At 70.8% G+C, this 25,878-nt stretch carries 22 protein-coding genes and 1 pseudogene; 12 read left to right on the top strand and 11 right to left on the bottom strand.

Going from position 1 to position 25,878, the window contains the following annotated elements; all coding sequences use genetic code 11:
* Positions 1-124 precede the first annotated feature (124 nt).
* Together ACWGJB_RS14745 and ACWGJB_RS14740 are read left to right on the top strand one after the other, a co-directional pair.
* Positions 125-1,063, top strand: coding sequence for an NAD-dependent epimerase/dehydratase family protein (locus ACWGJB_RS14745; RefSeq protein WP_453380527.1), 939 nt, complete (start codon positions 125-127; stop codon positions 1,061-1,063).
* Between the two features lie 359 nt (positions 1,064-1,422).
* Positions 1,423-3,834, top strand: a complete 2,412-nt coding sequence (locus ACWGJB_RS14740; protein ID WP_453380526.1) for a transglycosylase domain-containing protein — start codon at positions 1,423-1,425, stop codon at positions 3,832-3,834.
* A 97-nt stretch (positions 3,835-3,931) separates the two neighbouring features.
* Here the strand turns inward: ACWGJB_RS14740 and ACWGJB_RS14735 are convergent, their stop codons facing one another.
* From ACWGJB_RS14735 to ACWGJB_RS14725, 3 genes are all read right to left on the bottom strand, one after another.
* A complete protein-coding gene (locus ACWGJB_RS14735; RefSeq protein WP_453380525.1) occupies positions 3,932-6,022 on the bottom strand; it encodes a SpoIIE family protein phosphatase in 2,091 nt (696 codons plus the stop codon).
* 305 nt (positions 6,023-6,327) lie between these two features.
* Entirely contained in the window at positions 6,328-7,041 is a 714-nt protein-coding gene (gene fomD, locus ACWGJB_RS14730; RefSeq protein ID WP_453380524.1) for a cytidylyl-2-hydroxypropylphosphonate hydrolase, read from the bottom strand.
* 84 nt (positions 7,042-7,125) lie between these two features.
* Entirely contained in the window at positions 7,126-8,511 is a 1,386-nt protein-coding gene (locus tag ACWGJB_RS14725) for a class II fumarate hydratase (protein WP_453380523.1), read from the bottom strand.
* A gap of 219 nt (positions 8,512-8,730) precedes the next feature.
* On the opposite strand from ACWGJB_RS14725, the gene ACWGJB_RS14720 reads away from it, so the two are divergent.
* Entirely contained in the window at positions 8,731-9,105 is a 375-nt protein-coding gene (locus ACWGJB_RS14720; protein ID WP_453380522.1) for a hypothetical protein, read from the top strand.
* Between the two features lie 106 nt (positions 9,106-9,211).
* Here ACWGJB_RS14720 and ACWGJB_RS14715 read toward each other — a convergent pair whose 3' ends face one another.
* Entirely contained in the window at positions 9,212-10,882 is a 1,671-nt protein-coding gene (locus ACWGJB_RS14715; RefSeq protein ID WP_453380521.1) for a fumarate hydratase, read from the bottom strand.
* 169 nt (positions 10,883-11,051) lie between these two features.
* Between ACWGJB_RS14715 and ACWGJB_RS14710 the strand changes: the two genes are divergently transcribed.
* A complete protein-coding gene (locus ACWGJB_RS14710) occupies positions 11,052-11,753 on the top strand; it encodes a DUF1707 SHOCT-like domain-containing protein (protein WP_351741704.1) in 702 nt (233 codons plus the stop codon).
* A 153-nt stretch (positions 11,754-11,906) separates the two neighbouring features.
* Positions 11,907-12,290, top strand: coding sequence for a WhiB family transcriptional regulator (locus tag ACWGJB_RS14705; protein ID WP_217551366.1), 384 nt, complete (start codon positions 11,907-11,909; stop codon positions 12,288-12,290).
* Positions 12,291-12,412: 122 nt separating this feature from the next.
* Here ACWGJB_RS14705 and glpX read toward each other — a convergent pair whose 3' ends face one another.
* Positions 12,413-13,447, bottom strand: coding sequence for a class II fructose-bisphosphatase (glpX, locus tag ACWGJB_RS14700; RefSeq protein ID WP_453380520.1), 1,035 nt, complete (start codon positions 13,445-13,447; stop codon positions 12,413-12,415).
* A 125-nt stretch (positions 13,448-13,572) separates the two neighbouring features.
* On the opposite strand from glpX, the gene ACWGJB_RS14695 reads away from it, so the two are divergent.
* Positions 13,573-14,097: a DUF4245 domain-containing protein gene (locus tag ACWGJB_RS14695; protein WP_453380519.1), complete on the top strand. Its 525-nt coding sequence runs from the start codon at positions 13,573-13,575 to the stop codon at positions 14,095-14,097.
* 84 nt (positions 14,098-14,181) lie between these two features.
* Here the strand turns inward: ACWGJB_RS14695 and ACWGJB_RS14690 are convergent, their stop codons facing one another.
* The 3 genes from ACWGJB_RS14690 to xseA all read right to left on the bottom strand — a co-directional run bounded on the left by ACWGJB_RS14690 (position 14,182) and on the right by xseA (position 16,419).
* Positions 14,182-14,772, bottom strand: coding sequence for a malonic semialdehyde reductase (locus ACWGJB_RS14690; RefSeq protein ID WP_453380518.1), 591 nt, complete (start codon positions 14,770-14,772; stop codon positions 14,182-14,184).
* A 153-nt stretch (positions 14,773-14,925) separates the two neighbouring features.
* Positions 14,926-15,174 carry an exodeoxyribonuclease VII small subunit gene (locus ACWGJB_RS14685; RefSeq protein WP_453380517.1) on the bottom strand — a complete coding sequence of 83 codons (249 nt, stop codon included), beginning with the start codon at positions 15,172-15,174 and terminating at the stop codon, positions 14,926-14,928.
* Positions 15,175-15,210: 36 nt separating this feature from the next.
* A complete protein-coding gene (gene xseA, locus ACWGJB_RS14680; RefSeq protein WP_453380516.1) occupies positions 15,211-16,419 on the bottom strand; it encodes an exodeoxyribonuclease VII large subunit in 1,209 nt (402 codons plus the stop codon).
* Positions 16,420-16,612: 193 nt separating this feature from the next.
* On the opposite strand from xseA, the gene ACWGJB_RS14675 reads away from it, so the two are divergent.
* Together ACWGJB_RS14675 and ppgK are read left to right on the top strand one after the other, a co-directional pair.
* Positions 16,613-17,626 carry a 4-hydroxy-3-methylbut-2-enyl diphosphate reductase gene (locus ACWGJB_RS14675; RefSeq protein WP_453380515.1) on the top strand — a complete coding sequence of 338 codons (1,014 nt, stop codon included), beginning with the start codon at positions 16,613-16,615 and terminating at the stop codon, positions 17,624-17,626.
* A 75-nt stretch (positions 17,627-17,701) separates the two neighbouring features.
* Positions 17,702-18,451 (top strand): polyphosphate--glucose phosphotransferase, encoded by a 750-nt coding sequence (gene ppgK / locus ACWGJB_RS14670; RefSeq protein ID WP_450754778.1) that lies wholly within the window; start codon positions 17,702-17,704, stop codon positions 18,449-18,451.
* 96 nt (positions 18,452-18,547) lie between these two features.
* On the opposite strand, the gene ACWGJB_RS14665 is transcribed toward ppgK, so the two are convergent.
* Positions 18,548-19,081 carry a DUF6542 domain-containing protein gene (locus ACWGJB_RS14665; RefSeq protein ID WP_453380514.1) on the bottom strand — a complete coding sequence of 178 codons (534 nt, stop codon included), beginning with the start codon at positions 19,079-19,081 and terminating at the stop codon, positions 18,548-18,550.
* A 196-nt stretch (positions 19,082-19,277) separates the two neighbouring features.
* On the opposite strand from ACWGJB_RS14665, the gene ychF reads away from it, so the two are divergent.
* Positions 19,278-20,366, top strand: coding sequence for a redox-regulated ATPase YchF (gene ychF, locus ACWGJB_RS14660; protein WP_453380513.1), 1,089 nt, complete (start codon positions 19,278-19,280; stop codon positions 20,364-20,366).
* Between the two features lie 58 nt (positions 20,367-20,424).
* Here the strand turns inward: ychF and ACWGJB_RS14655 are convergent, their stop codons facing one another.
* On the bottom strand, positions 20,425-21,003 hold the full coding sequence (locus tag ACWGJB_RS14655) for a Uma2 family endonuclease (RefSeq protein ID WP_453380512.1): 579 nt from the start codon (positions 21,001-21,003) through the stop codon (positions 20,425-20,427).
* 105 nt (positions 21,004-21,108) lie between these two features.
* On the opposite strand from ACWGJB_RS14655, the pseudogene ACWGJB_RS14650 reads away from it, so the two are divergent.
* Positions 21,109-21,385, top strand: a pseudogene (locus ACWGJB_RS14650) (Txe/YoeB family addiction module toxin).
* A 249-nt stretch (positions 21,386-21,634) separates the two neighbouring features.
* On the opposite strand, the gene ACWGJB_RS14645 reads toward ACWGJB_RS14650, so the two are convergent.
* Positions 21,635-23,029 carry a M14 family zinc carboxypeptidase gene (locus ACWGJB_RS14645; RefSeq protein WP_453380511.1) on the bottom strand — a complete coding sequence of 465 codons (1,395 nt, stop codon included), beginning with the start codon at positions 23,027-23,029 and terminating at the stop codon, positions 21,635-21,637.
* Positions 23,030-23,248: 219 nt separating this feature from the next.
* Here ACWGJB_RS14645 and ACWGJB_RS14640 point away from each other — a divergent pair, with 219 nt between their 5' ends.
* Both ACWGJB_RS14640 and ACWGJB_RS14635 read left to right on the top strand, forming a co-directional pair.
* A complete protein-coding gene (locus tag ACWGJB_RS14640) occupies positions 23,249-24,421 on the top strand; it encodes a HesA/MoeB/ThiF family protein (RefSeq protein WP_453380510.1) in 1,173 nt (390 codons plus the stop codon).
* A complete protein-coding gene (locus tag ACWGJB_RS14635) occupies positions 24,418-25,728 on the top strand; it encodes a hypothetical protein (RefSeq protein ID WP_453380509.1) in 1,311 nt (436 codons plus the stop codon). The genes ACWGJB_RS14640 and ACWGJB_RS14635 overlap by 4 nt, the downstream gene beginning before the upstream one ends.
* The last annotated feature ends 150 nt before the right edge of the window (positions 25,729-25,878 follow it).

Here is a 25,878-nt window from a genome sequence, read left to right as displayed (position 1 = left end):
ATGGCGGGGCGTGCGAACGCGCACGTGGGAGCCGATTGTCACGGTTGTGCGACAGCGCGACGTCACGGCGCGCGAGCCTGTCTCGTCCCCTTTCCGGGAGTCTGTTCCTCAGCTCGGGAAGGTGATGGCCGTGCGGGTCTTCGTGGCGGGTGGCAGTGGTGTTCTGGGACGGCGGCTGGTGCCGCAGCTGGTGGCGCGGGGGCATCGGGTGACGGCCACCACGACCGGCGCGGCCCGGTTGGATCTGCTGAGGCGACTGGGGGCCGAGGGCGTGGTGATGGACGGCCTCGACGCGCTGTCGGTCGGGGCGGCGGTGGCCGCGGCCCGCCCGGAGGTGATCGTGCACCAACTGACCGCGATCTCCATGGCGCACGCGGGCAAGCCCGACATCAAGCACCCGGACCGCTGGTTCGCCCTGACCAACCGGCTGCGCACCGAGGGCACGGACCACCTGCTGGTCGCGGCCGAGGCGGCCGGCGTCCCCCATGTCGTCGCGCAGAGCCACGCCAGCTGGAACGGCATCCGCGAGGGCGGCTGGGTGAAGACGGAGGAGGACCCGCTGGACCTGATGGCCGGGACGGCGGCGCACCAGGGCATGCTGGCGCTGCGCCACCTGGAGGAAGCGGTCCTCGAAGCGGGCGGCGCGGCCCTGCGGTACGGCGCCTTCTACGGTCCCGGTGCCATCGACGACCAGGTCACCCTGGTCCGCAAGCGCCAGTACCCCCTGGTCGGCCGTGCCGAGGGGCACAGCAGCTGGATCCACCTCGACGACGCGGCGAGCGCCACCGTGCTGGCCGTCGAGCAGAAAGCGCGGGGCGTGTTCAACGTCGTCGACGACGAGCCGGCGCCGGCCGCCGAGTGGCTGCCGTATCTCGCCGAGTGCGCCGGGGCGAAGCGGCCGCTGCGGGTGCCGGTCTGGCTGGCCCGGCTGGTGGCCGGCGAACAGGCGGTGGTGATCATGACCGAGGGGTGCGGCTTCTCCAACGCCAAGGCCAGGCGGGAGCTGGGCTGGGAGCCGCGGTACCCGTCCTGGCGACAGGGTTTCATGGCAGAGCTGGCGTAAGCCCGCCTGAGGAGCCGAGGGGCCCGAGGAACTGCGTCCTCTTCCCTCCGGGCCGGGGGTGAAGGCCCGACCGGCCGGCGAGGGCGGGGCCGTTCAGGTCTTGGGGGGTCTGGGGGCCGAGCCCCCGGCCCACCGCGCCCGCGCGCTGATAACACTTTATGGAGCAGAGGCAACCCTCTGCCCTCTTCGCTCGTCGGTTCCGTTGGGGCGGGGTGCTCATTGTCACGTCCGTAAAGGGCGGATCGTCTGCTCTTTGTCATAGAGAGCGGTGTTAGCTTTCTGAGCTGACCTGAGCCACGTACTTGTGTGACACCCGTACACACGTGTGACAGCCGAGACGAAGCGGAGCAGACGGACTCATGGGACGAGCGGAAGAGAGAAAAGCGCGGCAGCGCGGTGGCCGCCGTGCCGCGCCCAGGCCCCGCTCGTCGCCGCAGGCCGCGCACGAGTCACCCGAGACCCCGGGCGGCACCGCGACGGCGGTCCAGGCGCCGCCGGCCGAGGGCGGCACCCGCGCGGAGCGCCGCAAGGCCGCCGCAGGCAAGGGGAAGCCGGCCAAGGGCGGCAAGCCCGCGAAGGGCCGGATACGCCGGCTGTTCACCTGGAAGAAGATGCTCGGCGCGTTCTTCGGCGTCTGTCTGCTCGGCATCGGCGCCTTCGTCCTGCTGTACGTGATGGTGGCCGTACCCCAGGGCAACGCGCTCGCACAGACGCAGAGCAACGTCTACAAGTACAGCAACGGCTCGGTCCTGGCCCGCAAGGGCACCGTCAACCGCGAGATCGTGGACCTCTCCAAGGTCCCGAAGGACGTCCAGCACACCTTCGTCGCGGCGGAGAACAAGACCTTCTACAGCGACTCGGGCATCGACCTCAGGGGCATGGCCCGCGGCCTCTACAACACGGCGCGGGGCCGCGGCACCCAGGGCGGCTCGACGATCACCCAGCAGTACGTCAAGAACTACTACCTCGACCAGGACCAGACCGTCACGCGCAAGCTGAAGGAACTGGTCATCTCGCTGAAGGTGGACCGCGAGAAGTCCAAGGACGAAATCCTCGCGGGCTACATCAACACCAGCTACTACGGCCGCGGCGCCTACGGCATCCAGGCCGCCGCCCAGGCCTACTACCGAGTCGACGCCGACAAGCTCTCGGTCCAGCAGGGCGCCTATCTGGCCGCGCTGCTCCAGGCGCCGAGCCAGTACGACTGGGCGGTGGCGGGCCCCGTCGGCAAGAAACTGGTGCAGCAGCGCTGGAACTACGTCCTGAACAACATGGTCGGCCAGGGCTGGCTGGACAAGACCAAGCGCGACGCCATGAAGTTCCCGATCCCCAAGGAGCCGAAGGCCGCCTCCGGTCTGGAGGGCCAGAAGGGCTATCTGGTCGAACTGGCCAACACCCAGCTGGAGAACCAGCTGATGAAGGCGCAGGGCCTCACCCGCTCCGAGGCCGAGGCCCAGGTCGTCGACCAGGGCTGGACGATCACCCTGAACATCGACCCGAAGAAGCAGGCCAAGCTGGAGGCGGCCGTCAAGAGCCAGCTCACCAGCAAGCTCGACGGCAAGAAGCGCAAGGTCGACAAGAACGTCCAGGCCGGCGGCGTCTCCGTCGACCCCAAGACCGGCAAGATTCTCGCCCTCTACGGCGGCGTTGACTACTACAAGCACTACACCGACAACGCCACCCGCGCCGACTACCAGCCGGCCTCCACCTTCAAGCCGATCATCCTCGCCGCCGCACTGGACCAGGACGCCAAGACGCAGGACGGCAAGGACATCAACGCCAACACGATCTACGACGGCACCAGCGGTCGCGCGGTCAAGGGCAGCGACATCGCCTTCTCGCCGCCGAACGAGGACGACGCCGACTACGGCAACATCACCGTGCAGACGGCGATGAACAAGTCCGTCAACTCGGTGTTCGCGCAGATGGGTGTGGACGTCGGCATGAAGAACGTGATGAAGGTCGCCGACGACCTCGGCCTGGACACCACGGACCTGCCGGCGGTGCCCGCGCAGACCCTGGGCAGCATGGGCGCGAGCCCGCTGGAGATGGCCGGGGTGTACGCCACCCTCGACAACCACGGCCAGAAGGTCACCCCGAGCATCCTCGCGTCGGCGGAGAAGACCGGCCGCAAGGTCGACCTGCCGGACCCGATCGGCGAGCAGGTGATCAACCCCAGCGCGGCCGACCAGGTGACCTCGGTCCTGACCGGCGTGGTCGACGACGGTACGGCGAAGGCGTCGGTGGCCCAGAACCCGCTGCGCAAGGGCCAGCAGGTGGCCGGCAAGACGGGTACCTCCGACAACAACAAGTCGGCCTGGTTCACGGGCTTCACGCCCGACCTGGTGACCTCGGTCGGACTGTTCGGCGAGGATGCCAAGACCCACAACCAGGTCTCGCTGACCGGCGCCACAGGCCTCATCCCCGGCACCGGCCGCATCAACGGTGGCGGTTACCCGGCGCAGATCTGGGCGACGTACACCTTCGGCGTCACGAAGAAGCAGAAGTTCGACCTGAACACCGACCTGGGCGCGGCCGTCCAGCCCACGGAGACCCCGTCGAAGTCCGCGACCCCGTCCGAGACGCCGTCGGAGACCCCGAGCCAGACGCCGACCAAGTCCGCGCCGCCGTCCCAGACCCCGTCTCAGACGCCGAGTCAGACTCCGACGACTTCCGCGCCGCCGTCCCAGACCCCGTCGCAGACGCCGAGCCAGTCCCCGACGGGAGGCATCACGGACAACCCGCTGGACCCGGCGGACAACTTCCAGTAGTCATCCGGGTGCCCCGCGCCCCTGAAAGGGGCGCGGGGAACTGCGCGACCGGCCCCCACCGGCCCGCGGTTCCCCGGCGACCTCACGTCCTACGGCGCTACCGGTTCAGCTCGAACCAGACGACCTTTCCGGTGCTCAGCCGGGTCGCTCCCCACCGTCTGGCCAGTCTGTTGACGAGGTACAGCCCCCGGCCGCCCTCGTCCGTCGCCCGGGCCTGCCGCAGCCGCGGCAACTGCGGCACGTCGTCGCCGACTTCGCACCGCAGCACGTCGGTCCGCAGCAACCGCAGCGTCACCGGCCGTGACGCGTACCGCACCGCGTTCGTCACGACCTCGCTGACCAACAGCTCGACGGAGTCGGACAGTTCCTCAAGTCCCCAGCGCGCAAGCGCCCGCCGGGCCAGCCGCCGGGCCCGCCCCGGCGCCGCGTCCTCCGGCTCCAGCAACCAGTACGCCACATCGCTCGGCGCGATCCCGTCGAACCGGGCCGCGAGCAGTGCGATGTCGTCGTCGCGGTCGCCGGGCCCGAGCATGTCGAGCACCTCGTCGCACAGCGCTTCGAGGGGCGGCGGATGGTCCGGCCCGGTCAGCTGCGCGGTCGCGGCGAGCTTCTCCCGCAGCTGCTCTATCCCGGTCCACACGTCCCGCAGCCGGGACTCCACCAGCCCGTCGGTGTACAGCAGCAGCGTCGCCCCGGCGGGCGCGTCCAGCTCGACCGCCTCGAAGTCGACCCCGCCGACCCCGATCGGCGCCCCCGGCGGCACCCGCAGCACCTCGGCCCGCCCGCCCAGGTGCAGCAGCACCGGCGGCGGATGGCCCGCGTTGGCGATGGTGATGCGGTGCGACACCGGGTCGTACACCGCGTAGAGGCAGGTCGCCATCCGGTCGCTGCCCAGCCGCTGCGCCTGCTCGTCCAGATGGTGCAGGACCTCCTGCGGCGGCAGGTCGAGTCCGGCCAGCGTCTGCGCGGTGGTGCGCAGCTGCCCCATGATGGCGGCCGAGGTCATGGAGTGCCCCATGACATCGCCCACGACCAGCGCCACCCGGCTGCCCGGCAGCGGGATCGCGTCGTACCAGTCACCGCCGACCCGCGCGGTCTCCGCGGCCGGCAGATAGCGCGAGGCCAGCCGCACGCCCGTGGCGCTCGGCAGGTGCTCCGGCAGCATGGTCCGCTGCAACTCGTCGGCGATATAGGCCTCCCGGCCGTACAGCACCGCCTTGTCGATGCCGAGCGCGCTGTGCGTGGCCAGCTGGGCGGCGACCAGCAGGTCGTCCGTCTCGAAGGCGAGCCGCTCCGGGCGGCGCAGGAACACGGCCGCGCCGATCACCCGGCGCCGGCCGCGCAGCGGGGCGAGGATCGCGTGCTGTCCGCCGGGTACGAGGGACTCGGCGCCCTCGCCGAGGAGTTCGGGCAGCGCGGCGCGGGCGGCGGGGGAGTCGGCGAAAACCGGTCGTACGCCCCGCAGTACCTCGTTGAGGGCGCCGCCCGGCCGTACCTCGCACAGTTCCGCGGTGAGCGCGGACAGGCCGATGTCGGCCGGTTCCGGCTCGGGGACGGGCAGCGGCGGGAAGCCGTCGGTGTCCCGCTCCTCCGGGATCCGGTCGGTACGGCGCAGCCGCAGCACCACCGGGCCGACCGGCCGCTCGTCGCCGACCGGCAGCGGGTCGCGCAGATAGACCAGGATCGCGTCCGAGAAGGTCGGCACGGTCGCCCGGCACAGCCCCATCACGATCTCGTCCAGGTCGATGCCCCGGGCGATCCGGCGGGTCGCGGCACCCACGAAGCGCAGCCGGTCGCCGTCCCGGCGCATCGGCATCGGCCGGCCGGGCGGCAGCCCGCGTCCGGTACGGCGCTCCTGGGCGCCCGCGCCCGCCACCCGCTCCTGCTCGGCGCCGGGCTGCGGCGGAATGCCCTCCGGGGCGGGGCGCGGCCGGTGTGGATCGGGCTCAGCGCTGGTGGGCTGGGCGTGCTCGGGGCCGTTGACGGAGTGCTCCTTGGACGTGCTGGTACCGGGGCCGGAGGGCGTCTCGCCCGCGCGGGCCTGTGCCGGTAAGGCGGTGGCGCCGAGCGGACGGGGCGGTGCCTGCGGCTGCGGCGGCGGTTGCGGGGTACGCAGGAGCGCCCCGCGGGCCTCCGCGGGGTCGGCGCCCGGCTGTGGGCGCTCGTAGGAGGTGGGGTGCTCCGTCACGCGTGTCGAATCCGTCCGTCCGGGGCTGCGCGCCGGGCGCGCAGGTGGTCCCGCCGAAACTCCGATACCCGGATTACGTGTCCCAGGAACGGAATTCCGGCGTGGCTGGAGGCTGTTCCTGTGCCACCGGCGAACGATCTGCGGGCCGCGCCCCGCCCGCCGGTGCTGCCCTCGTACCCCTCGCTCACGTCCTGCCGCCCCTCGGTGACGTTCGGTCAGCCCGGATGAACACTCCGGGAGTTGTGCTCAACGCGCCCTTGCGGAGGACGATCCTACGGTTGTGCACCGGGGGCGCATCAAGGGTCTCATGTGGACACGTGCGCGGGCGTACGGTCCCAGTCCTCCGGCAGCGACGGTACCGCCCAGGACGGGTCCGGGCGCCAGTGCTGCCAGCCGTCCGAGAACGGCGGCTCCCAGGCCCGTACGGCGGTCACCGCGGCCAGGCCCGCCGCCCGCACCCGTTCGGCCGTCTCCGCGTCCATCAGGCCGTCCCGCTGGGCCTGGGCGAACTCGTCCTCGTCGAGCCAGTGCCAACTCCGGTCCGGGTGCACGGAGATGTCCAGGAAGTGATCCTCCGAGTCCACTCCGCCGCCCCAACGGACCAGCGGCTGCTCAAGATTGACGTACCAGTTCTTGAACTGCCAGCCCGGCTCCCAGAACAGCCACACCGACCACGGCTGACCGGGCCGGGCCAGCTTCAGCACCCCGGTGCCGCGCCAGTGGCCGTGCGTGACCGCCCGGGGTTTGGTGTAGCGGGACTCCAGCGGTTCTTCACCGACCGACGAGCCGTCGGCGAGCACGGGCCTGACGCACTCGGTGCCGGGGGCCAGCCAGACGGCGAGCAGCTCCTCGTCGTCCCGGACTACGGTGACAGGACGCGCGATGTGGAAACCGTCTCCGGCGTTCTCCCGGTACCGCCACAGGATCTGGCTCCCCGGAGCCCAGAACCCGGCTCCGTCACCGGTCGCACCGCCCGTTTCCCCGCGCGTCACGCGTCTCACCGCTCCACCGTCTGCCATGCACAGATATTAGGTGCCGTAGGCATACGACGCTGCGGCGGACGTCACGGTTCTGGCCGGGCGGCGCGAAACGTTCGCACGCGGTTACGGCCGTGTCATCCGCAGGACATCCAGCGCCTCGTCCAGCTGCTCGACCGTCAGGTCACCCTTGTCGACGTACCCGCCCTCGATGACGACCTGGCGGATCGTCTTACGTTCCGCCAGCGCCTTCTTGGCCACCTTGGCGGCCTCCTCGTACCCGATGTACTTGTTGAGCGGCGTCACCACGGACGGCGACGACTCGGCGTACTCCCGGGCCCGCTCCCGGTGCGCGGTGATGCCGTCCACGGTCCGGTCGGCGAGCAGCCGCGAGACGTTGGCGAGCAGCCGCACGGATTCGAGCACGTTCTTGCCGATGACCGGAAGCATCACGTTCAGCTCGAAGTTCCCGGCCGCACCGGCCACCGCGATCGTCTGGTCGTTCCCGATGACCTGCGCGGACACCATCAGCACGGCCTCCGGGATCACCGGGTTGACCTTCCCGGGCATGATCGAGGACCCCGGCTGCAGATCCGGCAGCGCGATCTCGGCGAGCCCGGTCCGCGGCCCCGAGGCCATCCAGCGCAGATCGTTGGCGATCTTCGTCAGGCCGACCGCGACGGTCCGCAGCTGCCCGCTGGTCTCCACGATCCCGTCCCGCGCGCCCTGCGCCTCGAAGTGGTTGCGCGCCTCGGTGAACGGCAGCCCGGTGACCCGCGCGACCTCCTCGATCACGGCGGCGGAGAACCCGGGCGGGGTGTTGATGCCGGTGCCCACGGCGGTCCCGCCGAGCGGCAGTTCGGCCAGCCGGGGCAGCGAGGCCCGCAGCCGCTCCACGCCGTACCGCACCTGTGCCGCGTACCCGCCGAACTCCTGCCCCAGGGTCACCGGAGTGGCATCCATCAGATGCGTCCGCCCGGACTTCACGACGTCGGCGAACTCGTCGGACTTGCGCTCCAGCGACGCGGCGAGATGCTCGAGGGCCGGGATCAGGTCGCGCGTGACGGCGGCGGTGGCGGCGATGTGGATGGACGACGGAAACACGTCGTTCGACGACTGCGAGGCGTTGACGTGGTCGTTCGGATGCACTTCGCGCCCGAGGCGCTCGGTCGCCAGCGTCGCGACGACCTCGTTGGTGTTCATGTTCGACGAGGTCCCCGACCCCGTCTGGAACACGTCCACCGGGAACTGGTCGTCCCACTTCCCCTCGGCGACCTCCCCGGCCGCCTCCTGGATCGCCTGGGCCATGTCCTTGTCGACCACCCCCAGCTCGGCGTTCACCTTGGCCGCCGCGCCCTTGATCCGGGCCAGTGCCTCGATGTGCGCGCGCTCGATCCGCTGCCCGGAGACCGGGAAGTTCTCGACGGCCCGCTGCGTCTGGGCCCGCCACTTGGCGTGGGCCGGTACCCGGACCTCGCCCATGGAGTCGTGTTCGATGCGGTAGTCGCTCATGCCGGTATCAGCGATCGGGGCGCCGCGGTTGTTCCGGACCGTGGGCCGCACGGGGCACGGGGGAGACCTCGGCCTGCTGCATTGGCACCACCGACGTCACCGGGTCGGGGGACTGCATCCCCGGCTGCCGGGCCGGACATCACGGATAAATGTGATTATTCATCCCAAGGTGACAGGGCGATTCCCCGCCGTCACCACGGCTGGCAGGAGGACCATCCGATGAACTTCACTCCCAAGGGTCTGCTCGGCGTCATAGCGGCGGTGTCCATAGGCGCGGCGACCCTGCTGGGCACGGGAGCCGGCACCGCGGCCGCCACCGGCCGCGCCCACCGTGCCCACTGCGACCGCGCCGAACGGCCGGTCTGGAGTGGCGATCCCAGCCGCAACGTGACCGGCCGCGGCTGCAGCGTGCCGTCCGGCGAGGACCGCTGGTACCGCGTCGAGGTCGACACCCTCGTGGAGCCCCACCACAAGACGGACTACCTGAACGGACCGGTCGAGCGGACCGAGACGGAGCACGACACGACCCTCAGGTGCATGGGCTACACCAAGGACGGGGACCAGCTGAACTGGTTCGGCTGCATGCCCCACTGACCGGTCCGGCCGCGGCAGCCCCTGGGACGGTACGGGCGGGGTCGGCGGGGGCGCTGAATCCATCAGCGGCCCCGCCGCGGGCCCTCCCCGGCCGCCCCGAAAGGCACTACGCGAGCCCGGGACCGCGAACCGGGATCGAAGTGAACGTCGGCTGCGGCGCCGGGTCCTGGAAGAAGTCGTTGCCCTTGTCGTCGACGACGATGAACGCCGGGAAGTCCTCGACCTCGATCTTCCAGACGGCCTCCATGCCGAGCTCCTCGTACTCGACGACCTCGACCTTCTTGATGCAGTCCTGGGCGAGCCGTGCGGCCGGGCCGCCGATGGAGCCCAGGTAGAAGCCGCCGTGCGTGTCGCACGCGTCGGTGACCTGCTTGCTGCGGTTGCCCTTGGCGAGCATCACCTTGGAGCCGCCGGCGGCCTGGAACTGCTCCACGTAGGAGTCCATGCGGCCGGCCGTCGTGGGACCGAAGGAACCGGAGGCGTACCCCTCGGGGGTCTTGGCCGGACCGGCGTAGTACACCGGGTGGTCCTTCAGGTACTGCGGCATCTCCTCGCCCGCGTCGAGCCGCTCCTTGATCTTGGCGTGCGCGATGTCCCGGGCGACGACCAGTGGACCGGTGAGGGAGAGCCGCGTCTTGACCGGGTACTTGGTCAGCTCGGCGAGGATCGTGTCCATCGGCTGGTTCAGGTCGATCTTCACCACGTCGGAGGAGTCGTCCAGGTGCTCGTCCGTCGTCTCCGGGAGGAACCGGGCCGGGTCCGTCTCCAGCTGCTCCAGGAAGACGCCCTCGGCGGTGATCTTCGCGACGGCCTGGCGGTCCGCCGAGCAGGAGACCGCGATGGCCACCGGGCAGGAGGCGCCGTGCCGGGGCAGCCGGACCACGCGCACGTCGTGGCAGAAGTACTTGCCGCCGAACTGCGCGCCGATCCCGATCTTCTGCGTCAGCTCGAAGACCTTCTGCTCCAGGTCCTTGTCCCGGAAGCCGTGGCCGAGCTCGGAACCCTCCGCCGGGATCTCGTCCAGGTAGTGCGCGGAGGCGTACTTCGCGGTCTTCAGCGCGTACTCGGCGCTCGTGCCGCCGACGACGATCGCCAGGTGGTACGGCGGGCAGGCGGCCGTACCCAGCGAGCGGATCTTCTCCTCCAGGAACTTCATCATGGAGGCCTCGTTGAGGACCGCCTTCGTCTCCTGGTAGAGGAACGACTTGTTGGCCGAGCCGCCGCCCTTGGCCATGAAGAGGAACTTGTAGGCGCCGCCGTCGGTCGCGTACAGCTCGACCTGGGCGGGCAGGTTGGAGCCGGTGTTCTTCTCCTCCCACATGGTGAGCGGAGCCATCTGCGAGTACCGCAGGTTGAGGTTCAGATAGGCGTCGTAGATGCCGCGGCTCAGCGCCGCCTCGTCGCCGCCCTCGGTCAGCACGTTCTGTCCGCGCTTGCCCATGACGATCGCGGTGCCGGTGTCCTGGCACATGGGCAGCACGCCCGCCGCCGCGATGTTCGCGTTCTTCAGCAGGTCGAGCGCGACGAACTTGTCGTTGGCCGACGCCTCCGGGTCGTCGATGATCCGCCGGAGCTGGGCGAGGTGGGCGGGCCGCAGATAGTGCTGGATGTCGTGGATCGCCTCTTCGGCCAGCTTGCGCAGCGCCTCCGGCTCCACCTTGAGGAACGTCCGCCCGTCCGGTCCCTCGACGGTGGACACACCCTCCGAGGTCACCAGCCGGTACGGGGTGGTGTCCTCGCCCTGGGGGAGCAGATCGGTATACGCGAACTCAGGCATCTCAGCCCATTCCTCACTCTGACGGACGGCCGCCCGCCGACGCTGGCGAGCGCTCTCCAGCGTAGAACCTGGCTCTGACACGGAGCTTGTGAGGTAAGGCTCAGTTCGACACGCCCGGGGTTGTCCACACCCCTAGTCGCGATCTATCGCGTTTCGGTACTCTGCTGCCGTGGACCTTCAGAAGCAGACCCCTCAGGAGCGCGCCGGAACGCCGGTCGCCGAGTTGCGCGCCTCGGACGCCGACCGTGACCGCATCGCCGACATCCTGCGGGAGGCCCTCGCCGAGGGGCGCCTGACCGCCGACGAGCACGCCGAGCGCGTGGAAGGCGTGCTGAGCGCCAAGACGGTGGGCGAGCTGGAGGTCTTCATACGGGACCTGCCTGCGGCCCACGCCGGCCCGGCCGCGTCGGCCTACACGCCGGTCCCGCCCCGGCCGACGCCCGGCGCGATCCCCGTCGAGCCGGACAGCAACGTGGTGGCCGTCTTCAGCAGCGCCCGCCGCCGGGGCCGCTGGCGGGCGGGCCGCCGGCTGCACGCGTACGCGGTCTTCGGCTCCATCGAGCTCGACCTCACCGAGGCCATCTTCGAGTACCAGCAGGTCGTCATCAGGGCGTTCTCGATCTTCGGCGACGTCCAGATCAGGGTCCCGGAGAACGTCTCGCTGCGTGGCACCGGCGGCGGTGTGCTGGGCAACTTCGAGGCGGACACGCTGGATTCGGTCGACTCGGACGCGCCGGTCGTCTACGTCGAGGGATGGGCCGTGCTCGGCAACGTGGAGGCGCGGCCGAAGCGCGGGAAGTTCATCGAGGACATCCTGGACCGGGTTCAGGACAAGGTCGACAGGAAGTTGCGCAAACACCTGGACCGTTGACGGACGCGAATCACTGCTCGACGGACAGCGCCCGGGGTCGTGAACAGGCCGCCGCGCCACGGCTGTTGAGGACGCTGTGCATAGGCCCGCGCACAGCGGGTAGGCCTTGCTGCATCGTCTCTCGCTCGCGAAGCCGTCGTCAGGAGTAGACCCGTGCTGCAACCGCCGCATTCGTCCCTGCAGGTAGCTGCCGTACCGGCCCAGCGGGTGCCAGTGCGGGACAGGGACCAAGACGCACCCTGGCACACCGAGGCGGTGTGCCGGCGCGACGAGGCCGGCCTGTTCTTCGCACCCTCCAAGGAACCAACCGCCGCCCGGCTGTCCCGGGAGGAGGCGGCCAAACGGGTCTGCGCCCGCTGTCCGGTGATGGTCGAGTGCCGCGAACACGCGCTGCTCCAGCCCGAGCCGTACGGCGTCTGGGGCGGCCTCACCGCAGCGGAGCGCCGCGTGGTCCTGGCCAGGCGCAGGCGCCGCGACATGGAACTGAAGAAGGCGGCACGAGCGGCAGCGACGAACCGCATAGCGCAGGCGGGCTAGAGAAAAGGCGCCCTCTCCGCACAGAGGGCGCCTTTTGAGTAGTGCCCCGAAGGGGCGCGGGGAACTGCGCGACCAGCCACAACGCGCCTGTAGCCGCGTATGGTCAGCAGCCCCCGTGGGCGTTACTTGGGCCGGTCGAAGTCGACCGTGCTGTACGCCCGCAGCTTGCGCAGCCGGTGCTCGGAGTCGATCCGCCGCACCGTCCCCGACTTCGACCGCATCACGATGGACTCGGTGAGCGCGGTCTCCGACCGGTACCGCACCCCGCGCAGCAGCTCACCGTCGGTGATCCCGGTGGCGACGAAGAACACGTTCTCCCCGGTCACCAGGTCCTCGGTGGTCAGCACCCGGTCCAGATCGTGCCCGGCGTCGATGGCCCGCTGGCGCTCCTCGTCGTCCTTGGGCCACAGCTTGCCCTGGATGGTGCCGCCCAGGCACCTCACGGCGCACGCGGAGATGATGCCCTCGGGCGTACCGCCGATGCCGAGCAGCATGTCGACGCCCGTGCCCTCGCGCAGCGCGTAGATCGAGCCGGCGACGTCACCGTCGGAGATCAGTTTGATGCGGGCGCCGGCCTCGCGGATCTCCTGGATGATCCCTTCGTGCCGCGGCCGGTCGAGGATGACGACGGTCACGTCCTCGGGCGTGGCCCGCTTCGCCTTGGCGACCCGCCGGATGTTGACCGCGACCGGCGCGTTGATGTCGACGAAGTCCGCCGCCTCCGGGCCGGTGACCAGTTTGTCCATGTAGAAGACGGCGGACGGGTCGAACATGGCACCGCGCTCGGCGGCGGCCAGCACGGCGATGGCGTTGGGCATGCCCTTCGCGGTCAGCGTGGTGCCGTCGATCGGGTCGACGGCGATGTCGACCTCGGGCCCGGTCCCGTCACCGATGCGCTCTCCGTTGAAGAGCATCGGGGCCTCGTCCTTCTCGCCCTCCCCGATGACGACCACGCCGTTCATCGAGACGGTGGAGACGAGGGTCCGCATCGCGCGCACGGCGGCGCCGTCGGCGCCGTTCTTGTCGCCGCGGCCCACCCAGCGACCGGCGGCCATCGCGGCGGCTTCGGTCACCCGGACGAGTTCCAGGGCGAGGTTGCGGTCGGGGGCCTCGGAGGGGACATCGAGTTCGGATGGCAAGTGATGATGCTCGGTCATCGGAGCGCACCTTTCTGATACGACGACGGCCGGATGAGGGTTCCTGTCGACTCTATCGCCAGGCTGACAAAATGAGCAGGGGACCCCACGGATGAGCGCAGCGGGCACCTGCGACGATAGGGGACGTGGCAGGCACGAACGGCAAACAGCAGACGGTCCGGGACATGATCCTCTCCCTGGCCCTGATCGGCCTCGCGGCGGGCTTCATCTACCTGCTCGTCCCGCACGACGATCACGCTCCCGACATCCAGCGGGTCGACTACCGGGTCGAGCTGCTGACGGCTCGGCGGGCGGCGACCTACCCGGTGGCCGCGCCGGAGGGCCTGCCCAGCGCCTGGAAGGCCACCTCGGTCCGCTTCCAGGGCGAGGCCGGCGACCGCTGGCACCTCGGCTACCAGACCCCCGACGGTCAGTACGTCCAGATCGAGCAGTCGACTCAGAAGCCCACGGACTTCATCACCGACGCGAGCCAGGGCGCGTCGGCCACGAAGACGACCGAGAAGATCGGCGACCGCACCTGGACGCACTACACGGGTGGCCGCTACGACGCGCTGGTGCTGGCGAACACCCCGGGCTCCACGACGGTGGTGGCCGGCACGGCCTCCTTCACCCAGCTGACGAAGATGGCCGCGGCCCTGAAGATGTCCTGACCCGTCCTGTCGTGACCTGTCCGTCCTGACACGAGAGGCCCCCGGCGCCGTTGCCGGGGGCCTCTCGTGTGCGTGCGGGGTGGCTCAGACCGTCGTGACGACGTCGTCGTAGGCCAGGCGCGGGGAGCGCGGGAACCAGGCGTCCGGGCCCGGCTTGCCGATGTTGATGACGACGAACGGGGTGTGGTCGTCGTCCAGGAACTCCTTCTGGATGCCCGCGAAGTCGACGCCGGTCATCGGGCCGGCGGCGAGGCCGGCGGCACGGACGCCGATGATGAAGTACGCGGCCTGGAGAGCGGCGTTCAGGGCGGCGCTGCCCTCACGGACCGCGCGGTCGCCGAAGACGGCGTCCTTGGCCTGCGGGAAGTGCGGGAAGAGCTGCGGCAGCTCCTCGTGGAACTCGTTGTCCGCGGCGAGGATCGCGACCAGCGGGGCGGTGGCGGTCTTCTTCTGGTTGCCCTCGGCCATGTGCTGCACCAGGCGCTCGCGGGCCTCGGGGGAGCGGACCAGAACCACCCGGAGGGGCGACTGGTTCATGGAGGTCGGGCCGTACTTGACCAGGTCGTAGATCGCCTGGAGCTGCTCGTCGGTCACCGGCTCGTCGGTGAAGGTGTTGGCGGTGCGGGCCTCGCGGAACAGCAGGTCCTGGGCGGCGGGGTCAAGAACAAGAGACATGTTTTCGAACTTCCTGGAGATCGCGATCCGTCGAATCCGGACCGCGGTCCGGATAGGCTGACGCCACGACCATAACCCCTGAAGGTTCAACCTTCAACAAAGGCCAGGGCCTGGTGATCCGCCTCACAGCCACCGCCCGCTCACACCACCCGCTCACTCCCCCTCCGTGTCCCCGTCCTCCCCTTCCCCCTGCCCCTCTTCCTCGGCCAGCGCCGCGTCCAGCCGGGCCCGCGCCCCCTCCAGCCACCGCCGGCACACCTTGGCCAGCTCCTCGCCCCGCTCCCACAGCGCGAGGGACTCCTCGAGGCTCGTCCCGCCGGCCTCCAGCCGCCGCACGGTCTCGATCAGCTCGTCCCGCGCCTGCTCGTACGAGAGGGCGGCCTCTTCCGTCCTGCTGCTCATGCACTGACCTTTCTCATCGACGGGTACGACACGGCGTCAGCCGTCCACCCGCACCGTGAACTCGCCCTCGGCGACCCGCGCCCGCAACGCCTCGCCCGGCTCGACGTCCCCCGGGTCGCGCACCACATGACCGTCGTCCTTCTGCAGCACGGCGTAACCGCGCTTCAGCGTGGCGGCGGGGGAGAGGGCCACCACGCGCGCGTGGGTGTGCGTCAGCTCGGAGTCGGCACGGTCGAGCAGATGCCCGAAAGTGCGCCGCGAACGGTCCACCAGCGAGGCGAGATGATCGGCCCGCTCGTCGACCATCCGGTGCGGATCCTCCATGACGGGCCGCGCCAGCGCATGCGCCAGCCCCCGCTCCTCCCGCCCCACCAGCCCGTCGACACACCGCCGGGCCCGGTCCCGCAGCATCCGCACCCGCTCCAGCTCCTCGCCGACGTCCGGCACCACCTTCTTCGCGGCGTCGGTGGGGGTGGAGGCGCGCAGGTCGGCGACAAAGTCGAGCAGCGGGTTGTCGGGCTCGTGCCCGATGGCGGACACGACGGGCGTACGGCACTCGGCGACGGTCCGCACCAGCTGCTCGTCGGAGAACGGCAGCAGATCCTCCACGCTGCCACCGCCGCGAGCCACGATGATCACGTCGACGTCCTGCATCGCGTCGAGCTCCTTCACCGCCTGCACGACCTGCGGCACGGCGTGGACGCCCTGCACCGGCACGTTCCGCACCTCGAACCGCACCGCGGGCCACCGATGCCGGGCGTTCTCCAGGACATCCCGCTCGGCGGCCGAGGCCCGCCCGCACACCAGCCCGATCAGCTGCGGCAGGAACGGCAACGGCTTCTTCCGATCGGCGGCGAACAGCCCCTCGGCGGCCAGCGCCTTCTTGAGCGCCTCCAGCCGCGCCAGCAGCTCCCCGACCCCGACCGGCCTTATCTCGGCCGCCCGCAACGACAGCTGCCCACGCGGTGCGTACCACTCCGGCTTCGCGTGGACGACGACCCGCGCGCCCTCACCCACGACGTCCGCGACGGCGTCGAACACCTGCCGGTAGCAGGTGACGCCGATCGAGATGTCGTACGACGGATCCCGCAGCGTCAGGAACACCACACCGGCACCCGGCCGCCGGGAGAGCTGGGTGATCTGCCCCTCGACCCACACGGCACCGAGCCGGTCGATCCACCCACCGATCAACCGGGACACCTCGCCGACAGGCACAGGCGCTTCGACAGACGTGTTCAAAGCCATGCGCCGAGAGTAACGGCGCCGACTGACAGGCCCGTCCCCCCGCGGCCCGCCTGAACGCGGTGAACGCCACCGCGACCGTGGCGACGACATGGACGAGGGCCACCGCGCCGTCCGATGTGGCGTCCAGGGGGCGTCGGTCTCCCCGGAACCGTCACCGGGACGCGATCTCAGGCGCCCCGAACGCGGCCTTACGATGGGTGCCATGACTGCTTCGCCTGGCCGCCGTGTCCTGCTCGCCGCCCCCCGTGGCTACTGCGCGGGTGTGGACCGCGCCGTGATCGCCGTCGAGAAGGCCCTGGAACAGTACGGGGCCCCGATCTATGTCCGCCACGAGATCGTCCACAACAAGTACGTCGTCCAGACCCTGGAGAAGAAGGGCGCGGTCTTCGTCGAGCGGACCGAGGAGGTCCCGCCGGGGAACATCGTGATGTTCTCCGCGCACGGCGTCGCCCCCGTAGTCCACGAGGAGGCCCAGCGCGGCCGCCTCGCCTCCATCGACGCGACCTGCCCGCTCGTCACCAAGGTCCACAAGGAAGCCGTCCGCTTCGCAGGCGAGGACTACGACATCCTCCTGATCGGGCACGAGGGTCACGAGGAGGTCATCGGCACCTCCGGCGAGGCCCCCGACCACATCCAGCTCGTCGACGGCCCGGCGGACGTGGCCAAGGTCGAGGTCCGCGACGAGTCCAAGGTCGTCTGGCTCTCCCAGACCACGCTCTCCGTCGACGAGACCATGGAGACGGTCGACGCGCTGAAGGAGAAGTTCCCGCAGCTGATCTCCCCGCCGAGCGACGACATCTGCTACGCCACCCAGAACCGTCAGCTCGCCGTGAAGCAGATGGGCGCCGAGGCCGAGCTGGTCATCGTGGTCGGCTCCCGCAACTCCTCCAACTCCAAGCGGCTCGTGGAGGTCGCCAAGCTGGCCGGCTCCCGCGCGGCCTACCTGGTCGACTTCGCCGGCGAGATCGACGCGACCTGGCTGGACGGCGTGACCACGGTCGGCGTCACCTCCGGCGCCTCCGTCCCGGAGGTGCTGGTCGAGGAGGTCCTGGAGTGGCTCGCCGAGCGCGGCTACGGCGATGTGGAGATCGTCAAGGCGGCCGAGGAGTCCATCACCTTCTCGCTGCCCAAGGAGCTCCGCCGTGACCTGCGCGAAGAGGCGGCCGCCCTGGTCGCCGAGCGCGGCGGCAGCGGCACCGAGGCGTGAGTGGCGCTCGTACGACGGTGTGACCGGGGGCCGTCCGGCGTCGTGACTGTCAGTCGTACCACGTAACGTGAAGCCATGCAGATCTTCGGCGTGGACATCGGTGGTTCCGGGATCAAGGGCGCTCCTGTGGACCTGGACAAGGGCGACCTGGCCCAGGAGCGCTGCAAGGTGCTCACCCCGCATCCGGCGACGCCCGACAGCGTCGCCGACGGGGTCAAGCAGGTGATCGACCACTTCGGGTGGACCGGCCCGGTCGGGCTCACCTTCCCCGGAGTGATCAGCGACGGCACACATATCCGTACGGCGGCGAACGTCGACAAGAGCTGGATCGACACCGACGCGCGCACGCTGTTCAGCGACCGGCTCGGCGGCCTGCCGGTGACCGTGGTCAACGACGCGGACGCGGCGGGCGTGGCCGAGATGCAGTTCGGCGCCGGCCGGGACCGCAAGGGCGTGGTCATCCTGCTCACCTTCGGCACCGGCATCGGCAGCGCCCTGTTCACCGACGGCGAGCTGGTCCCCAACACCGAGCTGGGCCACCTGGAGCTGGACGGCCACGACGCCGAGAAGAAGGCCTCCAGCAAGGCCAAGGAGGACAACGACCTCACCTGGGAGCACTGGGCGCGCCGGGTCACCAAGTACCTCGCCCATGTCGAGATGCTGTTCACCCCGGAGCTGTTCATCATCGGCGGCGGCGTGAGCCGCAAGGCCGACAAGTTCCTGCCCCTCATCGAGGGCATCAGGGCCGAGATCGTGCCGGCGCAGCTGCAGAACAACGCGGGGATCGTGGGCGCGGCGATGCGCGCGGCGCACCACGCCAAGTAGCCGCCGACAGCCGACAGCCGCAGCCGACAGCCGCAGGCGGCAGCCGGCAGGCGGTAGCCGCCCGCCGCCCGCGGGTCGCGGGGAGCAGCCGGGGGATCAGCCTCCGCGCCGGTGCCGGATCAGCCGGATCCGGCGGACGACGACGATCACCCCGGCGACGAGGGTGCCGCCGTAGAGCCAGCCGGCCTGCGTGGACAGGGCCGTCACCAGGCCCATCACACCGCCCAGGAAACCGCCGCCGCCGTCGTCGGCGACGGTCAGCAGGCCGGCGGCGAAGGCGATCGGGACGATGACGGGGGCGGTCAGCAGATCGCTCCCGCGCACCCACAGCGCGGTCAGTGCGCACACCGGCAGGGACAGCACGCCGTACACCGTCAGGGACGCCCCGAACAGCAGGTCGTCCAGGAAGCCGACCAGGAACATCACGGTCCCGCAGAACAGGCCGCCGCCGAGTCCGGTGAGCCGGGGGCCGGACGGCCGCCGGGGCCCGGCCGCCGCCGTACCGGACCCGCCCGGGGCCGGCCGGCGCTCGGCCGTCGTCGGCCGTCTTCCGGCCTGCGGAGGCAAGGGCGGGCGGGGGGCTCCACGGCGCTGTCCGTGCTGTCGGGGACGGGTCCTGTGATGCTCCACCGGACCAACTTAGGTCGGTTAATGTGCCGAATCGCAGCCCAGACACGCCGAAACCAAGCCGAAGAGCGGAGCTTGTCCAGGTGTTCGACGCGGCCGCCGGCCCGGGCCCCCGAACCCCGTAAACTGGTGGCTCGGCCGGCCCGCCGGCACTGGCAGCCTCCGGCTCACTCACCCACTCACTACGGGAAGTCGCAACGTGTCGCTCACGATCGGAATCGTCGGCCTGCCCAATGTCGGCAAGTCGACCCTGTTCAACGCCCTGACCAAGAACGACGTGCTGGCGGCCAACTACCCGTTCGCCACGATCGAGCCCAACGTGGGTGTGGTCGGCGTCCCCGACGCCCGCCTGGCCAAGCTGTCCGAGATCTTCTCCTCGCAGCGGATCCTCCCGGCCACGGTCGACTTCGTCGACATCGCGGGAATCGTGAAGGGCGCCTCCGAGGGTGAGGGCCTGGGCAACAAGTTCCTCGCGAACATCCGTGAGTCCGACGCGATCTGCCAGGTCATCCGCGCCTTCAAGGACGAGAACGTCGTGCATGTCGACGGCAAGGTCTCGCCGAAGGACGACATCGAGACGATCAACACCGAGCTGATCCTCGCCGACCTCCAGACGATCGAGAAGGTCCTGCCGCGCCTCCAGAAGGAGTCGCGGATCAAGAAGGACGTGGCGCCCAAGGTCAAGGCCGTCGAGGAGGCCAAGGAGATCCTGGAGAAGGGCGACACGCTGTTCTCCCAGGACATCGTCCAGGGCTCGGACCGCGCCGAGCTCCTCCACGACCTGCACCTCCTCACCGCCAAGCCCTTCCTCTACGTCTTCAACGTCGACGAGGACGAGCTGACCGACGACACCTTCAAGGCCGAGCAGCGCGCCCTGGTCGCCCCGGCCGAGGCGATCTTCCTCAACGCCAAGCTGGAGCAGGACCTCGCCGAACTCGACGAGGAGGACGCCCTGGAGCTGCTGGAGTCGGTGGGCGCGGAAGAGCCCGGCCTCGCCACCCTCGCCCGCGTCGGCTTCAACACGCTCGGCCTCCAGACCTACCTCACGGCAGGCCCCAAGGAATCCCGCGCCTGGACCATCAAGAAGGGCGCCACGGCCCCCGAGGCGGCCGGCGTCATCCACACCGACTTCCAGAAGGGCTTCATCAAGGCCGAGGTCATCTCCTTCGAAGACCTGGTGGAAACGGGCTCGGTGACCGAGGCCCGCGCGAAGGGCAAGGCCCGCATGGAGGGCAAGGACTACATCATGCAGGACGGCGATGTGGTGGAGTTCCGCTTCAACGTCTAGCCGCAGCCTCACCTGAGCAGGTCGGACGGGGTTCGGCTCTCCGGAGCCGAACCCCTGCTCAGCCTCGCGGCGGAGTGAGCTTGTCGAGATCCAGGCTGATCTCGAAAGGCACCGGTCGCTTCAGGGCGCCCCGGAAGATCCCCGCGGGTGCGTAGGCTCCGGTCGGTTCGTCGAGTTCGTAGGCGTGCACGACGGGAGCGCCACCTTCGTCCTCGATGCACCAGTAGTGCGGGATGCCCGCCTCTGCGTACTTACGGAGCTTGACCGTGCGGTCCCGATGAGCGGACTCGGGTGAGACGACCTCGATGACGAGCCGCACCTCGTCCGGCGCGAACCAGGTACGGTCTCCGTCGTAGTCGGCCGTCGTCAGCAGCAGGTCCGGCTCAGGCCGGTTACGCTCGTCGAGCTTTATGGTCATCTCACGGCCGACCCTGACATCACCGGGCGCCTGCTCCATGAGAGCGACGGTGAGCATGGTGACGAGGTGGCCGTGCCACCACCTCTGCGGCGACATCATGAAGACAAGCGCTCCGTCGATCAGCTCGGTGTGGCGTGGTGCCTCGGGGAGGCGGTCCAAGTCCTCCGCGAACCAGCCTTCCGCGCGCGGCGGGCGCATCCAGTCGGGCAGTGCGGTCATGGCTCAACCGTAGCGATCCGGCGAGGCTGGGGCCAAAAACGTACGAGAACGCCCTGGCCGACATCAACGTGGCAGAGCGAGAACTGATCGACCCCGACTCGCCAGATGCGGCCAGTGGGGGCATTGCGTGAGGTTCGGCTTCGAGAACAGGGCCGGGAGGACTACACGTCCTGGCCCAACAACGACCGCAAGATGCCCGCCCGGATCAACAAGCTTGTCGAGGACGTCAAGCGTGACCCCTTCACGGGCATTGGCGCGCCCGAGCCGCTGAAGCACCACTTGTCCGGGGTGTGGCCGACGCGGATCGACGGACGAACACCGCCTTGTCCACCTGGCCACGGACAAGGAGACCGTCATCCTCGCCGCTCGGTACAACTACTGACCGAGACGGGATGCCGGGGTTCGTCGGCCGTGGTCATCGCCGGTCGGCTTTTCCGCCTGACAGTTCTTGCTGGGGCGACGGGGCTGGGGGCCATCAGGCTCAGGCCTTCGTCTGTCTGGGCCATGGCGTCTGCCCATCCCTCACGAGTGAGGTCGTCCCTCAGCCGGATCCGGTGGGCGCCTGACACTGTGCTGGCTCTCGCGGTGTCGTAGGCGGGCACGGCCGGGGTGATGTCGCCGGGGATGAAGGTCAGTGCAAGGCGGTCAGTGTGCTCTCGGCTGCCGCCAGTACCGTGCGGGTCTGGTGGGCCACCTGCCGGCGCACGGGTACCCGGCGTAGCCGCAGGGTCTCCTCGAAGTCCGTGCACCAGGTGGTGAAGAGGCCGTCCAGGTCGCGGTGCAGCCCCGGCGCCGCGGGGTCGTCCGCCGCCTCGAGCAGTCGTAGCAGCAGACCCGCGGCGCGCAGCGGCTGTCGGCGGGCCACGATGTCCAGCGCGCAGACCTGGGCCGTCGTCAACCCCGGCGGACCGTCGGCCGCCTGCCGGGCGAGCGGTTCCCAGGAGCCGGCGACCAGGTCGTAGAGGCCGTCGGCCATCCACTCCAGGACGCGTCTGGGCGCGTTGTCCCGGGCCGGCGGCAGAAAGGGGCGCGCCTTGTCGAGGACCGCGGTCACCTGGCGTCCGCCGTCCCGTACCAGCCCGGCCAGGCCGCGCAGGACGGCACCGGCGTCCGGGTGCGGGGACGGGTCGTCGGCCAGGTCGGTCGCCCACAGCGGTACTTCGACGATCGCCGTGACCCCGCCGTACCGCCCGGGTGCGCACCAGGTCGACGCCCCGATGTTCTCGGACCCGGCCGCCAGCCGGGCGGCGCTCTCCGGCGGCGGCAGGACGTAGATGCCGGGGCCGGGGTTCTCCCAGTACAGGGCGTCGAACGTGCCGTGCTGGAGCGGGATGCCGAGCGACGCGGCCGACTTCTCGAACGGTGTGCCGAGTTGGGGAAGAGCGCGGGTCAACTGGACCCAGGTGCCGCCCGCTTCGACGCTGTGCAGGGAGCACTGGAGGACCGGCCGCAGTTCGTCGATGACGTCGAACAGAGCCTGGCTCTCGGGGAGTCGCCGGGACTCGATGGGTGCCCACTCCGGCTGTTCCGCCGCGACCGGGCGGTAGGCGGCACGGTAGTAGTCGGCCAGGGTGCGGCCGGTCCGGGCCGTCGCCTCTTCGATGCCCTGGCTCAGCGCGGCGCCGTCCGGGTCCAGGCACAGGACGATGTCCCAGGTGACGAGGGACGGGTCGGTCGCCGTGGCCGGAAGGTCGCCGCGCGGTACCTGATCCACGCGGGCGCTCGGCCCCCGCTCCGCCGGGGCGCTCGGCCCTCGTTCCGTCAGGGCGCGCGTCCTTCGTTCGGTCAGGGCGCTCGCCACCTGCTCCGCCAGGGCGATCGCGGTCGTGCCGCCGACCGGCTCGTCGGGGTGCGGCCGGGCGACCACCAGGACGTGGTGCGGCCCGTGTCCCACGGACAGCGTCAGGATCGGGCGGCCGGCCCGGGACGTGCCGATCCGGCGCAGCCGGCCGGTCCCGGGGAACCGGGAGACCAGCCGCCTCGCCGAGTCGGTGACTTCCGCGACCGTGAGGTAACGGTCAGGCATCGGCGTCTGGGTCAGCTGCCGCCGTTGCCACCGCTGTCGCCGGTGGTTTCCTTCTTGTCCAGCGGCCGGATCTCGATCTTGTTCGGCATGCCATGTCCTCCCGGTGGTGGCGGTGGCGTGCGGTGATTGACGTGCTCTTGCCAGAGTTCGCCGTACCGGCAACTCTTGTCAACGTCCTTGGTCCACCCGCGATTTGAGGCTCAGGAGATTGGCGCGAAGATGACGGTACCCGCGATGCGGCGGCCTCGGATCAAGCCGGAACACCGGGCCTACCGGACCGTCGACGGCCATGTGCGGATCGGGAGTGTCGTGCACGGCATCGGTGCCGAGGTCACGGATCCCGACGGCTGGGTGTGGACGCTGGTCGAGACCATGGACGGCACCCGGAGCGCCGCGGACATCGTCGCCGAGGTGTCCCGCCGCCATCCGGGACTGCGGCTGCCGGACCCGGACATCGCCCAGGCGATCACGGACCTGACCCTGGCCGGGTATGTGGAGGACGCCGGTGTCGCGCCGCCGGCGGAGCTGTCCGACCGGGAACGCGAGCGGTACGGCAGGGGCATGACCCTGCTGCGCTGGATGGACCTCCGGCCCCGGGAGAGCGCCTGGGAGCCGCAGCTGCGGCTGCGCCGGGCCCGGGTGCTGCTGGTCGGCGTCGGCGGTACCGGCGGGACCGCCGCACGGGACCTGGTGGCCTCCGGGGTGGGGCGGCTGCACTGCGTCGAACCGGACGTCGTCGAACTGTCCAACCTCAACCGGCAGACCCTCTTCGGCGAGCGCGACCTCGGCACGCCGAAGATCGACGCGGCGCTGTCAGCACTGCACGCCCTCAACTCGGACACGACGGTCACGGGCGAACGCCGGGAGGTGCACGGGCCGACGGACCTCGAAGAACTGCTGACCGCGGGCTCGGCCGACGGCGCGGGGTACGACGTGCTGCTGCTGGCCGCCGACCGCCCCGCGGCGATCCGCAGGTGGGCCAACCAGGTCTGTCTGGCCACCGGCACGTCGTGGGCCGAGGCCGGGTACCGGGGTCCGCTGGTGAGCGTCGGGGTGTTCAGGCCCGGCCGGGGTGCGTGCTGGGAGTGTCTGCGCGGCGCCGAGATCGAGCGGCGCGATCTGCGGCTTGCGCCCGGCCAGGACGAGGAGGTCGCCTCACCCCGGATGCCGTGGAACCCGGTCAACGCGGTGACCGCGGGCCTGTCCGGCAGCCTGCTGGCCCATGCCGCGCTGATGCTGCTGTGCGGGATCCCGCCGGTCGACCCCGGATGCCGGTTCGGCCTCAACCTCATGCTGCCCGGCGACCCCGTCATGCAGCGCTCGGAGCGCCGCCCCGACTGCCCCGCCTGCGGCGCGGCCCGCGCGGCCCGGCCTGCCGGGGAGCTCGCGTGACGGAGACCGCGGCGTTGGACCGGCCCCGGATCGAGCCGTCGACCCGGGTCCTGCTGCACGACCTCGGGACACGGCGGGACCGGGACGAGTGGATCGTGGGCCGTATGGCCACCCGGACCTTCGTCGCCCTGCCCGCGGCCGGGGCCCGGGCGGTGGAACTCCTCGGCCAGGGACTGAGCGTGGCCCGCACGGCGGAGCTGCTGCGCGAGGAGACCGGCGAGGAACTCGACATCACGGACTTCGTCCGGGACCTGGCCGCCCTGGGGTTCGTGGCACGGATCGGGGACCGCCCGGTCGCGGATGCCGTACCGCCGCGCGCGTCACTGCCGTGGCTGCGGCCCCGCGCCGTCCGGCTCGCCCTGCACCCGGCACTCGCGGTGCTCGTCGCGGTACTGCTGACGGCCGCCGTCGCCGTCCTGGTCCGCCGTCCCGACCTGGTCCCCGGCTACCGGGACCTGCTGTGGAGCCCGCACGGCAGCCTGGTCCTGCTCACCGGGGCGGCGGCCGGGTGGGCGCTGCTGTTCGCCCACGAGCTGGCGCATCTGGTCACCGCCCGGGCCGCGGGTGTGCCGGGGAGGATGCGGCTGGGCACCCGGCTGCAGTTCCTCGTCATGCAGACCGACATCAGCGGCATCGAGCTCGCGCCCCGCCGCCACCGGCTGACGGCCTACCTGGCCGGTATCGCCCTCAACCTGTCCGTCGCCTCGGTCCTGGTGCTGGTCCTCGCCCTGACGGACACCGGGACGACGGTCCACCGGGTGCTGGCCGCGGCCCTGCTGCTGGCCCTGTTGCCCCTGCCCTTCCAGTGCATGGTGTTCACGCGCACGGACCTCTACTTCGTCCTCCAGGACGTCACCGGCTGCCGGAATCTGTACGGCGACGGTCTGGCCTACGCCCGCTACCGGGTCCGACGGCTGCTGCGCGCCCCCCAATTCGGCGCCCCCCACTCCGGTGTCCCCCACTCCGGCGCACCTCACCCCGGCGCCCCCCACTCCAGCGCACCCCACCCCGCCGCGACCGGTGACCCGAGTACCCGGCTCCCGCCGCACGAGCGCCGCGCCGTCCGCCTCTACAGCGTCGTCCTCGTGATCGGCACGGTGGCCTGTCTGGCGTTCATGGCCGCCGTCACCCTTCCCGCCGACCTCACCCTGCTGGTCCGCGCGGCCCGCGGACTGGGCCCGGACCACGGCCTCGCGCGCAACGCCGACTCGGCGGCCGTGCTGGTCACCCTGGGCGGAGTCAACGTCCTGTGGCTGGTGACCCGCTGGCGCAACCGCCGCGCACGCCGGTCCACAGGAGGAGCCTGAGCACGGCGACCGTGCCCGGGCATCCACCGCCGCCCCGAGAGGGGCCGGCGGCCTCCGGCGGTGCCGCCAGGACAACGGACCGCGCACCGGCGCGCCTGGGCACGGCGGACGCGTGACCGGTCACCGAGCCCGCGTGACCGGCCCACCGGT

The organism is Streptomyces sp. NPDC054813 (assembly GCF_053611365.1).
The sequence above is the reverse complement of the archived record's forward strand: the minus strand, read 5'-3'. Positions and strand labels throughout refer to the sequence as shown.

What these genes read in the sequence shown, in the direction of transcription:
- ACWGJB_RS14745 (WP_453380527.1), top strand. Translation starts at nt 125, where the DNA reads ATGGCCGTGCGGGTCTTCGTGGCGGGTGGCAGTGGTGTTCTGGGACGG.
- ACWGJB_RS14740 (WP_453380526.1), top strand. Translation starts at nt 1,423, where the DNA reads ATGGGACGAGCGGAAGAGAGAAAAGCGCGGCAGCGCGGTGGCCGCCGT.
- fomD (WP_453380524.1), bottom strand. Translation starts at nt 7,041, where the DNA reads ATGGCAGACGGTGGAGCGGTGAGACGCGTGACGCGCGGGGAAACGGGC.
- ACWGJB_RS14725 (WP_453380523.1), bottom strand. Translation starts at nt 8,511, where the DNA reads ATGAGCGACTACCGCATCGAACACGACTCCATGGGCGAGGTCCGGGTA.
- ACWGJB_RS14720 (WP_453380522.1), top strand. Translation starts at nt 8,731, where the DNA reads ATGAACTTCACTCCCAAGGGTCTGCTCGGCGTCATAGCGGCGGTGTCC.
- ACWGJB_RS14715 (WP_453380521.1), bottom strand. Translation starts at nt 10,882, where the DNA reads ATGCCTGAGTTCGCGTATACCGATCTGCTCCCCCAGGGCGAGGACACC.
- glpX (WP_453380520.1), bottom strand. Translation starts at nt 13,447, where the DNA reads ATGACCGAGCATCATCACTTGCCATCCGAACTCGATGTCCCCTCCGAG.
- ACWGJB_RS14690 (WP_453380518.1), bottom strand. Translation starts at nt 14,772, where the DNA reads ATGTCTCTTGTTCTTGACCCCGCCGCCCAGGACCTGCTGTTCCGCGAG.
- ACWGJB_RS14685 (WP_453380517.1), bottom strand. Translation starts at nt 15,174, where the DNA reads ATGAGCAGCAGGACGGAAGAGGCCGCCCTCTCGTACGAGCAGGCGCGG.
- xseA (WP_453380516.1), bottom strand. Translation starts at nt 16,419, where the DNA reads ATGGCTTTGAACACGTCTGTCGAAGCGCCTGTGCCTGTCGGCGAGGTG.
- ACWGJB_RS14675 (WP_453380515.1), top strand. Translation starts at nt 16,613, where the DNA reads ATGGGTGCCATGACTGCTTCGCCTGGCCGCCGTGTCCTGCTCGCCGCC.
- ppgK (WP_450754778.1), top strand. Translation starts at nt 17,702, where the DNA reads ATGCAGATCTTCGGCGTGGACATCGGTGGTTCCGGGATCAAGGGCGCT.
- ACWGJB_RS14655 (WP_453380512.1), bottom strand. Translation starts at nt 21,003, where the DNA reads ATGACCGCACTGCCCGACTGGATGCGCCCGCCGCGCGCGGAAGGCTGG.
- ACWGJB_RS14645 (WP_453380511.1), bottom strand. Translation starts at nt 23,029, where the DNA reads ATGCCTGACCGTTACCTCACGGTCGCGGAAGTCACCGACTCGGCGAGG.
- ACWGJB_RS14640 (WP_453380510.1), top strand. Translation starts at nt 23,249, where the DNA reads ATGACGGTACCCGCGATGCGGCGGCCTCGGATCAAGCCGGAACACCGG.